Raw genomic sequence first — 17,287 nt, 5'->3', positions numbered from 1 at the left:
TCAAGTGCTGCTTTTTTTATTCCTATCTTTTGTTACTGTTATTTAAACTTTTTTTCACTCCGCAAACTGCTTCACAAGATTATCTTCTTTTTGCTACAAATAGTTGGCAAACTGTTTCGGCAGCGTTAACCTGACTACCCTTTTAGGCTTAACTCAGAGCTTTGGAATAACAAACATGTTTGAGAAAATCACCGCAGCGCCTGCCGACCCTATTCTTGGCTTAGCCGATAGTTTTCGTTCTGATCCTCGTACAAATAAAATCAACCTTGGTATTGGTATCTATAAAGATGAAACAGGAGAAACCCCTGTTCTGACCAGTGTCAAAAAAGCAGAGCAATACCTGCTAGAAAACGAGACGACTAAGAATTACCTGCCGATTAGCGGTTTAGCCGAATTTGGTCGTGTCACTCAGGAATTGCTGTTTGGTAAAGATAACCCCGTCGTAACAGATAAACGCGCTCGTACAGCACAAAGCCCAGGAGGTACAGGTGCTTTACGTATTGCCGCAGATTTTGTTGCCAAACAGACTAATGCTAAACGAGTCTGGATTAGCAATCCAACCTGGCCAAACCATAAAAATGTTTTTTCTGCCGCAGGTCTGGAAGTTTGCGAATATAAATACTATGACGCTGAAAAGCACGCCCTGAATTTCGAAGACATGCTGGCAAGCCTGTCTGAAGTTCAGGCAGGTGATATCGTTCTGTTCCACGGCTGCTGCCACAACCCGACAGGTATCGATCCAACCCCAGCACAGTGGGCTCAACTGGCAGAAATATCTGCGGAAAAAGGCTGGTTGCCTATTTTTGATTTCGCTTATCAGGGATTCGCCAAGGGTCTGAATGAAGATGCAGAAGGCTTGCGCATTTTTACAAGAAATCATAATGAACTGATTGTTGCCAGCTCCTACTCCAAAAACTTTGGCCTGTACAATGAGCGTGTTGGCGCTTGTACTATTGTCGCCAAAGACAGCGATACGGCAGAAAAAGCTTTCAGCCAAGCTAAAGCGATTATCCGTTCTAACTATTCCAACCCACCCGCTCATGGTGCGTCTATTGTCGCCACTATTTTGTCAAATGAAGAATTGAAAGCTGTCTGGGAACAAGAACTGACCACCATGCGCGAACGTATCCAGCGTATGCGTCAACTGTTCGTGAACACCTTACAAGAAAAAGGTGCAAACCAAGATTTCAGCTTCATTATCAACCAGAATGGTATGTTCTCATTCAGTGGCTTGACAAAAGAACAAGTAGAACGTCTGCGCGAGGAATTTGGTATATATGCGGTCAGTTCCGGCCGTATTAACGTCGCTGGCCTGACACTAGAGAATATGGCTCCACTATGTGAAGCTATTATTGCGGTCCTCTAAGTCAATATCTACCTTGCTATAAAAACCGCTGAATTTCGGCGGTTTTTATCACTCAGAAGTACAACGCCGCTATAAAAGTGATATTGATTTCATTAAGTGTACGCGAACAAGATGAAAATAGAACAGCTTGACCATCTGGTACTAACAGTTAAAAGCATTGAAACTAGCAGTCACTTCTACCAACATATTCTTGGCATGTCGATTGTTACCTTTGGTGAAGGTCGTACCGCTCTGTCATTTGGTAACCAAAAAATTAACCTGCACGAATATGGGCAGGAATTTGAACCCAAAGCCCAAACTCCACTGCCCGGCTCTGCTGATTTATGCTTTATCAGCTTGACGCCGATGGACGAGATTATTCAACATTTGCAAGTGTATAAAGTTGAAATTCTTGAAGGGCCAGTCAAACGTACTGGCGCAAGCGGCACCATTATGTCAGTTTATTTCCGCGATCCGGATCAAAACTTAATTGAAGTATCCAATCAGTTATAGCTGCCCATCAGACAGCTATTCAAACCAACACTTATTTTAATATAAATACCATTGTTCCATCACCAACTTGGTACTTCGTCTTGTAAAAACGGATTGGTCTGCCGTTCATAGCCTAATGTAGACATTGGTCCGTGCCCCGGAATAAATTTATAATCATCACCAAGTGGCAGAAGTTTATCTTTAATTGAGTTGATTAACTGCTGGTGATTACCGCGTGGAAAATCGCTACGCCCAACTCCCCCTTTGAACAGTACATCTCCCATATAAATCAGTTTATCGGCATGATTCACAAATACCACATGCCCTGGTGTATGCCCCGGACAGTGCAATACGGACAAATCGACCCCACCAACTCGTAATTCATCACCTTCATTCAACCAGCGATCAGGCTTAAATGATGGGCATTCTTCAATGCCAAACATCCGGCTTTGAGCCTGTAAGCCTTCGATCCAGAAAGCATCTTCCTGCTGTGGCCCATAAACTGGTACATTAAAATGCTCAGCGACTTCTGCTGTTGCACCAACATGGTCAAAATGACCATGAGTCAGTAAAATCTGGGTCAATTTCAAACCGAGATTCTCTATCTCAGCAATCAGCTTTGCTGCTTCACCGCCCGGATCAACAATTGCCGCTTCCTTAGTCTCTTCATTCCAAATAAGGGTACAATTTTGCATAAAAGCAGTAACAGGAATAACTTGGTATTTCATTATTTCATTTACTCCATAGTCAAAACAAAATAGTTACTCACCAGATTACCACGTCCTGACGGGACCTGTATCAATATGAACAAAATTACTGTTTGGATAGTATCCCACACCTCCGGCTTTCATTTTCAACGCAGCTTTACAGATACGACTAAGCTCAATACCTTCAATATGGAAATCCATCGCCCTTCCACGGGTATGGTAGCTCTGTTTAGCAACACCTTTGCTTTGCTTGCGCAACTGATTGTTGGTCATCTGTGAGCGGTAACCAGAAATAAGTTGTACAGGCTTATTAACACCCAGCATCATTTGCAGTAAATAAATTTGGTCAAATAATTTAGGATCGATAGTCTTAACTTTATTTTGGCGATAATCACGAAACAGATGATTCAGACGAGCCAATTCTACTTTGTTATAACGATGACCATCGAAAAATTCAGCCTTGATCGTTTCACCAGTATGTAAGTTGTCAAAACGTAAAATTCGTGGGCGGGGAGTAGTCAAAGTAGCAAAAACCTGCCCCGGCAACACACTCAAGCCTAAAGCAGCCACCCCCACACTAAGCCACTTGCGGCGGTTATAATCGATTATATCCATGAAGAAATATCTACCCAGATTATGGAAAAAATAAGCCAACTAGCAGCCAAACACCGGTTACTATGACCGATGATAGTGAAAATTAGTTGCATTTAGTTTTGTAAAGGTAATAACTTTGACAAAAACTGGGAACCTTGCCTCACACTGTTGTCGTAATCATAAATATCTGTGCGGTACTGTGCTACTCCTAGCTCATCTACCCAAGCAGTCAAATAATACAAATAAACAGGAATGCGCTGCGGGATATTAACATAAGCCGTCTTGCCCTGTTTCAGGGTATTACTCACCCTATTTTGGGTCCAACCGGCATCTCCCAGTAACATGCTGGCCAATTCCGAAGCTTTGTTAACCCGGACACAACCAGAACTAATCGCCCTAATATCTTTGTTAAACAGACTATGGTTTGGCGTATCGTGCAAATAGATAGCATCAGAATTTGGCATATTGAACTTATAGCGGCCTAGTGAGTTAGCCGTCCCCGGGGCTTGCCATATGCGATAAGGAAAATTAGCTGGTGTAATCACATTCCAGTCAATTGAGTACGGGTCAATTACACTGGCATCAGCACGCCAGCTTGAAAAGATAACATATCCACGACGCTGGAAATATCCGGGATCATTAACCCCTCGTGGTGCAATATCTTTTCTTGCCAGACTGGTTGGTACACTCCAGGGCGGATTAATCACCACATTATTCAGTATATTACTCATAATGGGTGTTTTACGGCTTGGGCGACCAACAATAACTTTCGAGTTCAGCACTTCCTGATCATTAAGATAATACTGTAATGAATAATCAGGAATATTGACCATAATCCCAGTGGATACATGATCCGGGATAATCCGCAGACGCTGGATATTAAGCGCCATCAATCCGGCTCTATCTTGAGGTGAAGTATTCAACCAATCTCTTGTGCGTTTACCAATCACACCATCTGGTGCCAATCCCTGCCATTGCTGAAAATTTCTTACTGCATCGACCAATTCAGGGCTGTAGGTGTTATCTGATTTGGTTATCAGTTCACTCAACATACCGGTGCGAATAAGTATTTCTCTTAAAGCCGTAACATCATGGCTACTCTGCCCTGGCCTTAATACGCTTTTGTCAGAAAGTTGTGGCCACAGTTTACTATCCGCCAGTTGTTTCATCATCTCCTTGCGCATATTTCCATATTGTGGATGCTGTGGTGCTAACGCTGCAACATAAGTTGCTACATTGCGATCTGCAACAGCTTGCTGCCACTGATCTATAACTACTGGTGAAGGTAAAACAATTTTGTATGGCGTAGTACGATAGAGCCAGCTTTGGCCCTGCTGACCGACATTTGAGACAAACTGTAAATAACCTAGCATAGCATCCGATAAGATGATATCCCGTCCCATATGACTCAATTGGGAATCATTGAGTTCAGTCAGCCATTGACCAAATTGCGGTTGAAAGCCCGCTAATGCAAGTTCTGAAAGTTGTTGTTCAAGATGATGAGCGGCGGCTTTATTCTGCCATAAAGGTTGCATCTGGTTAGCGGCGTACAAACTAACCAATCGGTCAAAGAAAACAGGCTTAACTTGTGCTGGCAGCCAGCTTCGAAGCATTTCACGACTTTCTGTTTCTGAAATCGCAGCAGTTTGAATTTGTGCTTGTTCAGATGTTGTCGTCTCAAATATCTTTTCAGCCTGTATTTTTGACAGATTTTGAATATCATCTTCAATCAGCCTACTCTGATAATTGGCTAAAGCATATCCAGCTACCATAAATGTACTGCAAATAACCGAAATACGCAGTAGCTTTATCACTCTTTTTACCATATCAACATACCCATATTCGGAACATCTTCAAAAATCAATTTTGATTATGACAAATTCAGACTCTAATCAAAGAAAAACAATAAGTTAATTACATTGTAAACTATTTACCTACAAAGGAAATACAATAAGTAACCTGAGATTTGCTTAAGAAGGGAACTAAGTGCCTGAGGCACGAGCAAAGTTTTTGCTAAAGAAAACAAAATAGTGGAGATCCTCAGGTAGGTAAATTTATTCCTCTCTGGCATCAGCATTTAATTGAAAACGGATTACTCAAATGTCACCGCGAAGCTTCCCTTTCTCTCAGTGAAATCATGACGCTCTTCATTTTATTTCATATGAGTCATTATCGGTGATTTTAAAACGTCTTATATTGAACATGCGAAACAATATCTTAAGGCCGATTTTCCCGAATTAGTCAGCTACAGTCGAATGTTAACCTTGAAGAAAAGGGCTTCCATTCCCCTATGCGCTTTTCTTTCGGCGCGTAAGACTAAAACACAAGGGATCGCTTTTATTGATTCAACTAAAACTGCCGTTTATCACAACCTTCGGATTCCACGCCATCGGGTGTTTGAGGGAATTGCACCGCAGGGGAAAACGAGTACGGGCTGGTTTTTATAGCTTTAAACTTCATCGGGTTATCAATGATTGTGGTGAACTTTTGGCGGTTAAGTTGATCTCAGGAAATAAGGACTCGTCACTCCGTCAAAGCGCGGGTAAAAGGGTTAACAGGGTGTTTATATGGTGATAAAGGTTATTTGTCACAGGATTTGTGCGATGAGCTGAAAGTAGAAGGAATAACGTTAATCACCCATGTCCGTCGTAACATGAAGGCAAAAGCGTTATCTTTCTGGGATAAGCTGATGTTAAAAAGGCGATTTGTAATAAAAACTATCATTGACCAGCTGAAAAATATTTCTTAGATGAGCATTCAAGGCACCGTAGTCAGCTCGGTTTTTTATTGGAAGTCGCCGCGGGCCTAATCGCTTATACGTTCCAACCTAAAAAAACCGAGCTTAAATTTATGGGATTCTGATATCGCTATTCTTAAACAAAGTTGACGTTACCAATATATTTATTTCTATTTCAACATATTATATTGATATTACAAATTATCCAAAAAATTTAATTGTCCGTTTATCAGATTGGTTAGATAGTCCTGATTAATATCCTTACCTGATAATTCGTGTAATTGACTGGAGAATAAACGCCACGCTTTTTCTAGTTTACCTACCTCGTTAAGCATAGTGGTGCGTTCTGTATCGATTTGCATCACATCTTTTAAACCAGAAAACCTCAGCTCTGTTTCTTCTAATGCCGTTTTCAGTGCCTTAGATTCTTGCATGGTATGATCAATTTGCTCAGTGAGCTTCATTCTGGCATTTTCCAAATCGATGTACTTCAATCCTTCAGAAATTTTTCCCAATACTTTTTTTACTATCTCAATACTTTGTTTAATAATTTCTTTTTCAGGTTGAGCGAAATTCAGGCCATCAATATCATTGGTATTTGGGAGATAATCTTTAAACATATCCGCAATATTTTTTGCGCGAATAACATCCTGACTTTCGATAATTTTATTCCGTTCGGCATCTAACTTCTTTCTTTCTTTGATTTTCTGTTCAATATCACTCTGCAATTCTGCCTTTTGTTTTTTTGTTTTCGCCAACACATCTTCAAAATGCTCTGCAATCACTATATCGTTAATATCATTAACTTTTCCAGTTAGTTTGTTGATTCTGTCATCGAAATTAGCAATCACATTGTGAATATCTTTTGATAATTTCTGAATCAATTGATCGCGTCCTTTTAGTATGGCATTGCGATTCTCATCACTCAAATCATGAGCTTCCAAGGCTTTATCAATTTTACGGATTGATCGGAAAATATCTCCTGCTAAAAATTGACTTAATATTGGTGGTAATTGTGATAAAGATTCACTTACCAATTCACTAAGTTCACGGCTATAGGACCTGACTCGCTCGGCTTTCTCTCCAATAGCTGTAATACCGGATGTTTGTCGTTCTGCCAAAAGCCAAATTTTATTTACAGTCTCATCCAAGGATGTGATATTAACTTTTGGATACTGGATTTCTTTTTGTGAGATGATGCTTTCAGACACTTTTTAATATTCCTTTTTCACTTTATAAATTAATTTAAGAAATTATTTAGAGAGTTTTTTATATTCCGCCAATGCTTCATCAAAAATTTTAACCAATTTTTCAGCAGAACCTTGAACTTCTTTCCAGGGGCTAATAGCTTGTTTAAATGTTGCCTCAAACACTAAAAGCATTGATGCATTATCAATTTCAGCAAACGACTTTTTGGAGAGATTAATTTGCGTTAGCATTGTACTCCACATGACATCCAAGTGTTTTAGGGCAACTTCTGCATCTTGCATACAGGAATGAATACTAAGGAAGTGTAAGGATAAATTTTGGATTGCCGTTTGTAATGCACTTTTACCTTTAATTTGCTCTTGTAACTCTTTGACTTCCTCAATCAATTCATTTTTCCGTTTACGCGCATTTTCTGCTTTAGGGCCAAAAATACTACCGGTAATCACCACACCAATAACACTAATCGCGCCATACAATGACGATTTAACATATTGATCATAGTCTTTTTGGAGTTGCTCAATATCTTTTTTTTTCTCATTGATCTTATCTTGCAGCTCTTTGATAGTTGTAGAAAGATTATTATCTTCCATCAGTTTTTGCTTGATATCAACCTGTGGCAGTAATCCATCAGCTTTTTTGCCATCTGATAAAGTTCCACCAAACAGTGTGATTTTAAAGTCGGTTACTGCATCTTTAACTCGCTGGCTACTCTCCTTATATTCTTTTATATCTTTCTCCATGCTTTCTAGGATACTTTTCAATCCGACTGCTACTTTTTTATCAACATCGGTATAAGTTATTTTAAATAATTGCTCATTGGTTGGTTTGCGATTATTGTATGTGTTTTTTAATGTCTCTATACTATCTGTAATCGGCATTTTTTCAATGATTTTGATTATTGACTCTCCCTTTTGGGTAATTTGTTTTCCTGCATTTTCCAGATCGATACTCTGTTGTTGGACTTTATCTTCTACCTCACTCCAGCTAAGCGCATTGTTATGAATTTCTTCAAATAAAGTCTTAATATTTTCAGGTTTCAAACCATCAATATCAGTATCATTGTAATGAATATATTCCTTTACCGTCGGCAAAGTAAAAGGAAGTTCCAAGCCATTTTTAACATATAATTTGATATTAATGAGGTCTTCTTTAGTAAAGATTCCCGCTGAACGGGCTACGCCTTGCACTTGGCCGGTTAATATGTTTAAAGTAGCAGCGGGAACTTCTGATTCAGGTAATTTATTTTCTTCTAAAGATTGATTTAATAACATATTGTTACCCATTAGTGTTGATGATTTATCAAATTAAATTTAACTATATATTTAATGTTATGAAAACCTTTTTATTTAATTACAATTAAAATATGTTTGCTTACATGGACTTTAATGACAAAAGTAAATATTTTCATCTAAAAATTTATTTTAGTTTATTTTTCTGTTTCTTTAAAAAAATATTTATCAAACTGAAATTTGACTTTAATAAAATTAAAATAAAAAAAGTTTAATAATATGGTTATGTATTTAAAAGTTAGATTGCCTATCAAATGTAGTATTCGTGTTCAATGAAAGTCCCTATGACCTTATCGTGCACTTGGAATGGCTCATCATTTTTCGGTTCAGCCTTTTTACGTGAACACGGTCAGGCTATTGATGTCGAACTGTTACAATGCCTGTCCCCGCTGGGATGGGAGCACATCAATCTGACTGGTGATTACCTCTGGCGCAGCAGCGCCAAAATCGGGGCAGGCAAATTCAGGCTGCTACGACCTTTGCAACCGGCTTAATGAATGAAAGGGACTTCCTCTCAATTTGATTACCGTAGCCATCTTTCGTGACATCATGGGGAGTCACAAAAATATTACAGGGGAATTATTATGACCGTTGTAACTGTTGGAATCGATCTCGCCAAAAATGTTTTTGCTATTCATGGTGTTGATAAGAATGGCAAACCTGTTCTCGTTAAGCCCAAAGTACCACGAGCCGCGCTGTCAGAGTTAATTGTTTTACCTCTCTGTATTATCGGCATAGAAGCCTGCTCCTGCACCCGTTATTGGGTAAGACTTCATCACCAGACAACGGAAACAACTCTATATAGATGTATAGATAAAGTTCCTTTTCTGGCTGAAGGTATTGATGTCAAAGAGTTAGACCTCGTGAGAAATATCTGTAAAACCTACTAGATACCCGTATCCGTTTAGCGAACGAGAACCTCACGAGCATCTTTCATCAGGGTCCGAATCGATAACGATTCATCATGACTATTTATAGTACCGCAGTCCTATCCCTTCATTTCAGTGATGGCTAGAAAGAACAACAAACCGGCGTGACTATCCAGGGAAGCCCTTTTCTTCATTTAAGGTTAACATTCGACTGTAGCTGTCTCGGTATGGGATAAGATAATGTTATCAAAGCGTTTCATCATAGAAACCATCAATGATCAATTAAAGAATATTTCTCAGATAGAACATTCACGACACCGTAGTGTGCAGGGATTAATGTTGAATGTGTTGGGGGGACTCATCGCTTATTGTCTCAAAGAGAACAAACCGTCACTGAATATTTTCTGCTCAGAAATGGATAAGTTAGTGACGGCTTAACCAGAACTCAGGTTAAGTAATCGCAAGTAAACCAAACACAAGAGAGCAAAAAAGACGCCGAAGCGTCTATTTCACGATATTCAAACTGCGTTACTGTTATTCTGGCCCAATTCCGCAAAGAGACCTGCCTGATAACGGGCAGGCCCTTAATTAACTCCATTCTCGCAATAACTTTCCGTTTACGACAATGTAACTATCATGAGGCAATACTATATGCAGCGAGAAATGACTGAACAGCGATGGCAATTCGCTGAGATTTCTCCTCCGGAGTGGGTAAACCAATGCCTAAAGTAGCCTTGAGCCTTGGCGTACCAATGATGCTATCAATAAACACCTCTGCGGAGATTTTCGGGTTTCCTATGTTCAATTTCCCTTCCTGCACCTTTCGTACCAGATATACGACTAAAAAATCTACGATTTGTTTCACCCCTTTTTCATAATAAATCTTGCCCAATTGTGGAAAACGTTGGGACTCCAAAGTTACTACCCGATAGTTTTCGATCATTGTTTCAGAAAGGATTACCGTGGACATTTCTTCTGCAAAAATTGTTAACGCTTTCCCAATATCCGGTTCGGGATTCATGGCCTCATCCAGACCGACTTCAACATCTTGTATTCTCTGACTGATAACGGCCACTAACAACTCTTCTTTAGAAGGGAATCGACTATAATAAGTCCCTTTCGAAGCATTAGCACGTTTTGCCATCTCATTGACACTGGCACCATCAAAACCCCGTTCTGCAAATACTTGAGCAGCGACTTTCAACAACTCGTTAACGCGTTCTCCTGAAATTCTAGAGTACGAACGGGTTCTTTTGTGATCTGTTTGGGCTTTAGGCGTATTTGTCATGTAAAAAAACCTGAAATTTTATTGGTACCGAACGGTACGGTATACTATCATTAAAACTATAGCATAAAACTATAGCAGTAACACGACTGATGTCTGAGATCAGACGGTCCCAGCCAGCTACAGTCACCACGATTCTTTCAGAATCACATCGTACTACTTACGGAGAAAAAATAAATGAACGTTGGAATAATTGGTTCAGGAATTGGTGGCGCATGCCTGGCTCATGGCCTGCGCAAAAACGGAATAAAAGTGAAAGTCTATGAACGTAGCTCTTCCACATTATCCATGCTTTCCGGTTATGGAATTTATATCGACACATTCGGCCAACAAGCAATGCAGGAATGCCTCCCAGATACCAACTGGCAGGCATTTAAAAAAATTTCAAAATCTGTTGGTGGACAGATAAGATTCTATGATGAGCATCTACATCTTCTTCTCTCGGCTCAAAGCGATATTCGTCAGAAGGATGGGCAGATCACTTCCGAAAATCGAATGTTAATCAACAGATCTGATCTTATAGAAGTACTACACGAGGGACTCTCAGAGACAATTCAATGGAACAAAACGTTCGAGCGCTATGAACATATTAAAAACAATAATGTCAGGATTTTTTTTACAGATGGAAGTCACGAAGATGTTGATGTTCTTATCGGTGCAGATGGTAGCAATTCAAAAGTACGCAAGCAGTACCTACCTACTATAGAAAGGTTTGATACTGGTGCCACTCTCACCATTGGTCGTTCACGCCTTACTCCGACTCTTACAGCCTTGTTGCCCTCATGTATGCAGGATGGGTCACCCAATAATATCGTGCCTAAAAGCTCCGATGGATTGTTTATCTCTCAATGGTGTGCTCCGATCAATTCCCGAGTAAAGACCACTTCAACGGAAAATGATAATTTTGTCGTATGGGCCTACGCAGCGGCAAAAAACAGCTACCCAGATACTATTACTGATTTTTCTGCTGAATCTCTGTGTGCGCTGATTCGCTCCCGCATTACTTCATGGGATCAAACCCTGTATACCCTGATTAAACAGAGTGATATGGAAAACATATCTATGCTGCCTATACGCAGTATGGCCCATCTCTTACCCTGGCGATCCAGCTCTGTCACATTACTTGGAGATGCCATTCATAATATGCCGCCAGTGATGGGAATGGGAGCAAACACAGCACTTCGAGATTCACTTTTACTCGCGCAGGTGCTTACTCGTGTCGCATCCGGGCGTGAAGACTTAATTAAGGCAATCTCAGATTATGAACAACAGATGCGCATATATGCTAATGAAGCCGTTGAAATTTCGTTACATACCACCCTAAATACAACTAATAGCTCAATAATCAAGCGAATACTGTTTCGAACTGCACTGCGGGTTGCACAAGCTTTACCACCAGTGAAACGACGGCTATTCCCGTCAAAAAAATATGTCCAACACCAGGGAAAAATAGAATTAGGTACTACCAATTTCTTTAGTAGTACACAATAAAGAGACTTTCACTTTACCTTAAATAACTTGGATGAACGATGAGTAGAAGGTTTACTACAATATTGTTTCAGGTCAAGAATATAATCTGTTTTTGGTAAATAAGTGAGATCCTCTTTTTGAAAAAATGAAGACTCAATAAGAGAGAGGCGATTATCTTCTATCGCATCGACCGGAAAGTCTTTGTCTAAAATAATAATAATAAATAATCCATGTCTGGATTATTCAGTAGATTCTTGTCCTATTTTATAGAACTTGAATATATGTATTATCCGGGCGACAAACAACAACTTGATATCTAAGAGAGAGTCTAATTTTTAACTTAATAAAATATAAGGAAAGATATGGTTAGGAAATTAAAGACCGCCAAATTAAAGTGAACTGCAATTATTGAACAATTTACCCGGTGGTTAACATGGCCTAAGTTCGGTATTACACCGGACTCAGGCCATTTAATTTTGGTTTTATTCTCTCATGATTGTGCATAAACACATTATGTCTTTAATAATATAAAGAAGTTTTCTATCACTGTATTATCTAAACAGCTCCTCTTACAGAATATACCCGTTATCTTTCAAATTGCCTCTTTGTTGGCTGCACTCACTCACCCCGGTCACAGAGTTATCTATGCTCCCGGGGATTCGCTCCCTTGCCGTCGCGACGCATCTTGAAATCCATAAGGTATATACTTTATTTAATTCCCTGTTTTTTTCCGCATTTGTTGATACTCCACTATCTAGTATTGCCATTCTTAAACAGATGGCATAGATAGCGACTGTTCAATGGCATTTTCAATGCCAGACACTGCCGTAACCACCAGCATCAGCATGCCACCAATCATAAGAATTGAAGCCAACAGGAATCCACGAGTCACTATTTGCACTTTAACTATTGTTTCATCCAACCAGTGCCGTGCAAACTTCGCCATTGATTGATCAAAACCCTGCAATCGTGACAATAATCTTAGATAGCTGATCGCTTCATCGTCTGGGAAACGATAACCAGTATCACGTAACGCCTCGCCAAAGCCAGCCCCCATTGAAATATGCTCAAGCGTAGCAGCTATACGCACATACAACCAACGTGAACCAGCTTGTTCCAGCAGCAATTCCAGCGCCGATTGCAACATCATCCCTGAGCGGATCAGCAACGACACATTCAGTATAAACATACTGCCATGAATAGTTCTATACAGTGACCATGGCGGAAACCGGTCAAGCACCGTTCGTAATGGGCCACCCAAAAAAGACAACGATAACGACAATAAAATGATCAATATCACCAGAAATATCAGCGAATAAAATCCATAATCGTTAACAAATGTTCCCATCAAATAAAGGATATAAGCAGCACCATCCCAGGTCTCCGGCTTAGAAACAGCGGCCAATTTGGGCACCAGATTGCCTGCCACAATATGCAACAATACGCATATCATTCCAATAAGCACCACTGGATAAATAGATGCACCAATAACAGTATTGCGGATCTTATTACCCGCTTCGATCATGGCGATCGCATCCATAAAAGCGCTACATATATCGCCGGAACGCTCACCCGCAGCAATCACCGCGACTTCATTGGGACCAATCCATTGCCGCAAACTCTCTGCCAAAGTGCTGCCCTGACTCACAGATTCATAGCAACTACTTAACACCAATGCAAAACCATTATTGGGTTTATGGCCTTCGTTGCTGGCAATATTATACATCTCACGTAATGCATCAATCAGCATGATACGATTTTCCAGCATCATGACGAGATGCCCGTAAAAACGAATCCGCACTTTCTGACCAAACTGTATCTTCGTCAATCGATAGTTCAGTCTTTCAACAAAATCGGTCATAACCATATCGTTTCACTCTACTTGATTGATCGCAGGAATAATCGGCCCCATAACACGTTCTGCGGCACGGGGATCAATAATTCCGTCATTTATTTTGCGAATAAGTGCGTCGAGCTTGCTTAATCCTCCCATCTCGATAATCCAATATCGGGTTGCTTCGTGATGGTGACCAATTCGATAAGCTTGCATTAAGTCAGGGGAAGTCCGTATCACTTCAGCGACTACAGTTCGGCCCAAAGTACCGCACTGTTTACAATAGTCACAACCTTCTCCCTGTAGGTAAACTGATTCCGGCTGGCAGTAAAGATTGAGCCTTTTCAATAGGCGATCGGAAACTTCCTGTTCATGCCCTTTCAGGGGAACTTTGCAGTGTGGGCATAACACCTGGATCAACGATTGACTGACCAAACCAATCACCAGCCGCGAATCCATCAATAACGACTCCATCACAGCCTCATCCTGTAAGCGAGGCAAAATCGCTAAAGCATCGTTTGCATGTATCGTGGTCCAGATCAAATGGCCCGTCATGGCTGCACGAAATGTCATCTTTGCCGTCACAGCGTCACGTATCTCACCGACCATAATCACATCGGGATCGAGTCGCATTGCATCAGCAATTGCCATCGCCCATTCTTGTTCGATAACGACGCTATCACCTCGATCTCCGGTTATAGGAGATTGATTAGCGCCAGTAATCTCATATTCAGGTGGATCTTCGAGTGTGAGTAGATGAATGCCAGCTTGTTCAGCTATCATCTTCTGCATCACGACTTTCAAGGTGGTGCTCTTCCCGCTACCGGTCGCACCAGACAAGAGGACCACACCGGCCCGATGGTCCATAAGTTCTTCCAGGATCTGACACTGTTCCGGCAAATAGCCAAGATCGCTTAGGGTGCACATTGTTCCGGGGCTGTCCGCATACAACAATCGCAGTACCATCAACATGCCGCGATCGAGCGGACGAGTATTAATACGCGCCCCGGAAAGTCCACATTCACTCAGGAACTCATCCTTCATTCGCGCACGCTGTGCCTGCATCGGCTTAAACGTCGGCTCGGCCACATCACACATACTTTGATAGATAGTCGCGCATAATCGTAATCCTTCTTCCGGGCGCAATTGTCCTATTGGTCGCAAATAACCATCAACCCGGCAACGGATTTCACAATAATTGTGGCGAGCAACAACATGTAAATCTGACGCACGCTCCTCAGTCACTTCACTGATTAAGCGAATGATATAACGCTGAACATCCGATTCAGTACCTCCCAGCCCATGACTATGCCCCTTACCAAGACGGTACAATTCTAATATGCCTCCCATACCACAAGTGACAATTTGGTAGATGAGACCATGTCTTTTAACCGTTTCTTCATAGGCCAGCACATGTGGATCAAGCCGGTGGGATGCAGACACGGCAAGTACGCATTGCCCTTTTTGCTGGGGTAACTCAACAAGGCAGATCAAGCTACGGTTAGCCAACTCTATTTCAAGTGCACCGCTCAAAGCAGATAAAACTTTTGCACCTTGCTTGACCATACACAACAGATCGGAACTTGTTATTACCATTAGAAATCTCCATCCATTAGTGATTAATGGCTTAACGGCAATGGTGGTGCAACCATCAAATCAAGGCTATCCAACAACGATGCATCATTCGTAGCCGTAAGACCGACATCATAGAATCGCCCCTGTTTGGTGAAAGTCACTACCCCTGTATCGATGCGGATCACTTTATAACCATTTGGCAGCTGATCACCCGTTTTCACGTCCATAATGCCGCCAAAACGAAACCGGAGTGTCGCGGTCAATGCCCCATTTCGCCCGAAAATTGACTTAACCAAAGGCAAATCATTATTGACAGCACCTCTTTTACTCACCTCTCTGGAAATTTTATCGAATTCAGCCTGAGCATTTGCCCTTGCGGTTTCAGCTTTCAGTAACATCAAATCCGTCTGTAACTTTTCCAGCTGTGCAGCAACACTGTCAGTCGTTACCGCTGGCAATGCAGGCTTGTGTGCAACATGCTTCGCCTGAGCTGCCGGTAGCTCATTAGGTGATGTTTGTGCATATGTCAAGGAAAATACCGACACTACAAATAGAAATAGGCTAATTATAAGCTGACTAATTTTTTGCATAGAAAACTCCACTCAGCTTCCACTCAGGAAAACCATCAGATAACACAATTCTGGCACTGGTCACTCTCAATCCGGGAAGTGGCTTACCTGAAAACAATGCATCCGGCGATAATTGAGAAGTCAGTGTCCAGTCATAAGTCTGCCAATCAGGATTAGACCACACACGTGTTTCACCCCCCGGCAAAAGCGGAGGCGGAGGGGGCAAAACGGAAGCGCCTTCCGTCAAAGCTGGAGATGGTAAACCTAATGCCTGAAAATAAGACATCAACTCAATCAACGCCTGATCTGACGGCTGCAACACATCATCATTGTTTTTCTGATCACGACCTTGCGGCTGCTCAAACGGTATCAATACCTGTGCCTGCTCCCCACCATTGGAAATCACCGGGCCAGCTCGGAAAATATTGATAGCAGCAACCTGAAAAATGTTGATCGGCATCCCGTCATGACGCTGATAACTCACAGAAACCGTATCAGTGTCCAGCATAATGGATTCAACCTGCCAACCCGCGAGCGATAAGGGAACCTTGGCTAAAGCTTTATTCCATGCAGAAAACTGCCATGCCATTTTTGGCTGTGCAAGCCACGGATGCGGCGGTGGAACTTCCACCACCTCATTGGATAAATCCGGTACCCTTATTTCTGTATTCTGCTTATAGATGTGCCACATCCACCAACCGCCAGCTAACAAGAACGCAGTACCTGCGGTCATGGCAAAGATCTTAATTTGATACTTCGACATTTCGCCGGTTAAACTTTCGATCTGACCAACAGATTTTCTCAATGCAGACTTCGGTAACAATTGCACCAATGACACCTCCGGCCACGGCGATTCAAACTCCTTCGGCGCATAGATAGCATTCCAAACCCCATTGGCACCCTCTACCAACTGCACCGTATCATGCAATTTCGTTTCAATTTCTTCACGAGTACCGATCAAATCACGTCCAGCCATTATCGCGCCCTTGTGTACCGCTACCAATGCATACTGTCCATCAGGTAAACAAAACGCGCCTATCCAGTTAGGCTTATCCACGGCTTTAGCAAGGGTAGCTGCCAATGAATAACAACCCGGTGCTCCTGCCTCTTTTGGTATATACCCAACCTGTATACCTCGTCCAACACGATGCCGGACAACCAAGGTAAACCCCGCAGCAATCCCGTTTCTACGTATATTAGAACGCGCCAACGCAGTAACAGGCGGTCGCCAAATGATGCCTGCTACCAAGGTTTTACCATATAACTTGATTTGCATAGCGCGCTCCACGCCTGTTTCAGTCTGGGTCATTTT

At 41.5% G+C, this 17,287-nt stretch carries 13 protein-coding genes and 4 pseudogenes; 7 read left to right on the top strand and 10 right to left on the bottom strand.

All coding sequences use genetic code 11. The features are described from left to right. The first annotated feature begins 175 nt into the window (after positions 1–175). Positions 176–1,366 (top strand): amino acid aminotransferase, encoded by a 1,191-nt coding sequence (locus tag C5469_RS05670; RefSeq protein WP_166303508.1) that lies wholly within the window; start codon positions 176–178, stop codon positions 1,364–1,366. A gap of 111 nt (positions 1,367–1,477) precedes the next feature. Next, complete coding sequence (locus tag C5469_RS05665) at positions 1,478–1,858, top strand: VOC family protein (RefSeq protein WP_166303506.1); 381 nt, start codon at positions 1,478–1,480, stop codon at positions 1,856–1,858. A gap of 59 nt (positions 1,859–1,917) precedes the next feature. Here the strand turns inward: C5469_RS05665 and C5469_RS05660 are convergent, their stop codons facing one another. The 3 genes from C5469_RS05660 to ldtD form a co-directional block, all read right to left on the bottom strand. Then, positions 1,918–2,565, bottom strand: a complete 648-nt coding sequence (locus C5469_RS05660) for an MBL fold metallo-hydrolase (RefSeq protein ID WP_166303503.1) — start codon at positions 2,563–2,565, stop codon at positions 1,918–1,920. A gap of 45 nt (positions 2,566–2,610) precedes the next feature. Then, the gene (mepK, locus tag C5469_RS05655) at positions 2,611–3,159 is read right to left on the bottom strand and encodes a peptidoglycan L,D-endopeptidase MepK (RefSeq protein ID WP_166303501.1); all 549 of its coding nucleotides are present in this window, start codon (positions 3,157–3,159) and stop codon (positions 2,611–2,613) included. 92 nt (positions 3,160–3,251) lie between these two features. Further along, positions 3,252–4,964, bottom strand: a complete 1,713-nt coding sequence (gene ldtD / locus C5469_RS05650) for a L,D-transpeptidase (RefSeq protein ID WP_166303498.1) — start codon at positions 4,962–4,964, stop codon at positions 3,252–3,254. A gap of 230 nt (positions 4,965–5,194) precedes the next feature. Here ldtD and C5469_RS05645 point away from each other — a divergent pair. After that, positions 5,195–6,000, top strand: a pseudogene (locus tag C5469_RS05645) (IS982 family transposase). A gap of 69 nt (positions 6,001–6,069) precedes the next feature. Here the strand turns inward: C5469_RS05645 and C5469_RS05640 are convergent. After that, positions 6,070–7,086, bottom strand: coding sequence for an alpha-xenorhabdolysin family binary toxin subunit B (locus tag C5469_RS05640; RefSeq protein ID WP_166303495.1), 1,017 nt, complete (start codon positions 7,084–7,086; stop codon positions 6,070–6,072). A 42-nt stretch (positions 7,087–7,128) separates the two neighbouring features. Continuing rightward, positions 7,129–8,355, bottom strand: coding sequence for an alpha-xenorhabdolysin family binary toxin subunit A (locus C5469_RS05635; RefSeq protein WP_278249746.1), 1,227 nt, complete (start codon positions 8,353–8,355; stop codon positions 7,129–7,131). Between the two features lie 353 nt (positions 8,356–8,708). On the opposite strand from C5469_RS05635, the pseudogene C5469_RS05630 reads away from it, so the two are divergent. The 3 pseudogenes from C5469_RS05630 to C5469_RS05620 all read left to right on the top strand — a co-directional run. Then, positions 8,709–8,867, top strand: a pseudogene (locus C5469_RS05630) (Tn3 family transposase); the annotation flags it as partial. Between the two features lie 90 nt (positions 8,868–8,957). After that, a pseudogene (locus tag C5469_RS05625) lies at positions 8,958–9,143 on the top strand (IS110 family transposase); the annotation flags it as partial. A 318-nt stretch (positions 9,144–9,461) separates the two neighbouring features. Then, a pseudogene (locus C5469_RS05620) lies at positions 9,462–9,680 on the top strand (transposase); the annotation flags it as partial. Between the two features lie 196 nt (positions 9,681–9,876). On the opposite strand, the gene C5469_RS05615 reads toward C5469_RS05620, so the two are convergent. Further along, complete coding sequence (locus C5469_RS05615; protein ID WP_166303489.1) at positions 9,877–10,530, bottom strand: TetR/AcrR family transcriptional regulator; 654 nt, start codon at positions 10,528–10,530, stop codon at positions 9,877–9,879. 174 nt (positions 10,531–10,704) lie between these two features. On the opposite strand from C5469_RS05615, the gene C5469_RS05610 reads away from it, so the two are divergent. Continuing rightward, complete coding sequence (locus C5469_RS05610) at positions 10,705–12,018, top strand: FAD-dependent oxidoreductase (RefSeq protein ID WP_166303486.1); 1,314 nt, start codon at positions 10,705–10,707, stop codon at positions 12,016–12,018. 748 nt (positions 12,019–12,766) lie between these two features. Here C5469_RS05610 and C5469_RS05605 read toward each other — a convergent pair. Genes C5469_RS05605 through C5469_RS05590 form a run of 4 tightly spaced genes read right to left on the bottom strand, consistent with a single transcriptional unit; the run spans position 12,767 to position 17,284 of the window. Continuing rightward, complete coding sequence (locus tag C5469_RS05605) at positions 12,767–13,858, bottom strand: type II secretion system F family protein (RefSeq protein ID WP_242689402.1); 1,092 nt, start codon at positions 13,856–13,858, stop codon at positions 12,767–12,769. 12 nt (positions 13,859–13,870) lie between these two features. Further along, positions 13,871–15,427 carry a GspE/PulE family protein gene (locus C5469_RS05600; RefSeq protein ID WP_166303480.1) on the bottom strand — a complete coding sequence of 519 codons (1,557 nt, stop codon included), beginning with the start codon at positions 15,425–15,427 and terminating at the stop codon, positions 13,871–13,873. Between the two features lie 23 nt (positions 15,428–15,450). Beyond that, positions 15,451–15,996: a type IV pilus biogenesis protein PilP gene (pilP, locus tag C5469_RS05595; protein WP_166303477.1), complete on the bottom strand. Its 546-nt coding sequence runs from the start codon at positions 15,994–15,996 to the stop codon at positions 15,451–15,453. Then, the gene (locus C5469_RS05590; protein WP_166303474.1) at positions 15,983–17,284 is read right to left on the bottom strand and encodes a type IV pilus inner membrane component PilO; all 1,302 of its coding nucleotides are present in this window, start codon (positions 17,282–17,284) and stop codon (positions 15,983–15,985) included. Before C5469_RS05590 ends, pilP begins: the two co-directional genes overlap by 14 nt. Positions 17,285–17,287 lie beyond the last annotated feature (3 nt).

The sequence above is a fragment of the Photorhabdus cinerea genome (assembly GCF_011189575.1).
In the GTDB taxonomy this organism is placed as follows: domain Bacteria; phylum Pseudomonadota; class Gammaproteobacteria; order Enterobacterales; family Enterobacteriaceae; genus Photorhabdus; species Photorhabdus cinerea.
Note: the sequence above shows the minus strand (reverse complement) of the source record. Positions and strands in the feature narration are given on the sequence as shown.